2 protein-coding genes are annotated in these 1,876 nt (G+C 49.9%); one reads left to right on the top strand and one right to left on the bottom strand.

The features are described from left to right. Nucleotides 1–200: 200 nt before the first annotated feature. Entirely contained in the window at nt 201–1,061 is an 861-nt protein-coding gene (locus ACOJS8_RS14720) for a lytic transglycosylase domain-containing protein (protein ID WP_420149300.1), read from the bottom strand. A gap of 231 nt (nt 1,062–1,292) precedes the next feature. Between ACOJS8_RS14720 and ACOJS8_RS14715 the strand changes: the two genes are divergently transcribed. Continuing rightward, a partial coding sequence (locus ACOJS8_RS14715; RefSeq protein ID WP_420149299.1) for a S1 RNA-binding domain-containing protein occupies nt 1,293–1,876 on the top strand: 584 nt, incomplete at its 3' end.

Genomic DNA, 1,876 nt, shown 5'->3' with positions numbered 1-1,876 from the left:
AGATCCGAATGTATTTTCTAAGAACCCGCCATATAACTTTTTAGCCTAAATTCCTACACAAATAAAACAGACCGCGAAAATGCCAGTCAGCTTGGTATTCACTGGAGGACGTAACAGAACAGCCCAAAAGGGGCTTTGTCTATGTATAAACAAAGTTTCCTTTTGGGCCGAAGTCGTTCACGACTGGAGAGGTAATTTAATTACGCAGCCTGCCGAAGTTCAGTACGTTTCCAGGCGGTATAGGCCGTCCGCAGATCGGGTGCCGGCGTCAGAAACGAAGAATAATCGTCAGGGCGCGACATCACTTCCTTATACAGCAGTACGCGATACAAATAATAGCGCGTTTCGCGGGGCAAACTCATTTTGTAATAATCACGGTGGGCGTAACGCTTAAGCTGATTCTTTACAAACCCGGGTCCTGCGTTGTACGCTGCCGCTACCAACGACCAGGAACCTAACTGGTTGTATAGTTCGCGGAGATACCGACAGGCCGCTTCAGTAGCCTTATGGACATTGAACCGTTCGTCGACCCGGCCGCTGACTTTTAAACCAAGGGCACGGGCAGTACCTGGCATAAGTTGCCAGTAACCCGCAGCGCCTGCCCGCGAAATGGCTCTGGCCTTAAGGCCGCTCTCGGCAAGGGGAACGTATCGGAAATCGTCGGGGATATCGTATTTCTCTAAAATAGGATCAATGATGGGGAAGAACGAATCCGCACGTTCACGCAGGCTTCCCAGGTCGCGGACGTGCGGACGGAATAAGGAAAACACGTGCTTCCAGCGATCTACTACGTCCGCCTGATCCAGCGGTAAACATTCGCCACAGAAATTAACGTCGAGCAGCGGAAGCTCCGGTTCTGTAGAGCTGAGAGGTTTTAAAACTGATGTCAGATTTGATTGAAGATGGGTTGAAGCCGTGGCATCAGATTTGGCAACAACACTGGTTTTTGAAAGAACGAGGAGTGAGGCCGGACCAACATTAACAGGAATAAATTTGGCGGCAACAGCGACAGCCGGGCGAATTGCGGCTACCAGCAGAGAGAATCCAATACGCTTTAACAAAACTCATTGCAGGATGGTAATGAATTGATAACGACCAGGTCGGGCTAATAGTGCCCTGATAATCAATGTTCTACCAGATGCACTAGAAGTGATACGGCTGAATCGGTTGAAAATCAGAGCCTTATTGGGTAATACCCAGCCTGTCAGTAAAGACGTAGTGGTTTTGACTGCCGACTACCTGAAAATTCATATCTTTCGGCCTTACCGCTGCTGCGGAAACCTTTTTGAGTTATGATTGAAATTGGACAAATGAATACGCTGACAGCCCTGCGCCAGACCAGCGTCGGTTTTTTTCTGGGGGATTTATCGGATCGCCAGACGGATCGTTACGAAGACGACGTACTGTTGCCGAATAAATACGTTCCCGATACGCTGCAAGTTGACGACGACATCGACGTATTCGTGTATACCGACTCAGAGGATCGTCCTATCGCCACTACGTTAACACCGGCCATTCAACGAAATGAGTTTGCCAGTTTGCAGGTTGTGGCCGTGAACAGTGCTGGGGCGTTTCTCGACTGGGGTTTAGAGAAAGATTTGCTGGTACCTCACCGCGAACAGGCGCGCCCGATGGAGGTGGGGCGGTGGTACGTTGTATTTATGTACCTCGATGAACGTACCAATCGACTCGTCGCTTCGAGCAAGATAAACCGATTTCTGGACCCGGATGTGCGTGGGCTGTATGTTGGCGATGAAGTACAGCTGTTAGCCTACGAGACGACCGACCTTGGCGTAAACGTCATCATCAACAACCGCTACAAAGGCTTAATTTATGCCAACGAAATTTTTCGGACCGTCCGACCCGGCGATCCGCT

This window comes from Spirosoma sp. (genome assembly GCF_048594605.1).
Lineage (GTDB): Bacteria > Bacteroidota > Bacteroidia > Cytophagales > Spirosomataceae > Spirosoma.
This window is presented reverse-complemented; position numbering and strand designations above follow the sequence as displayed.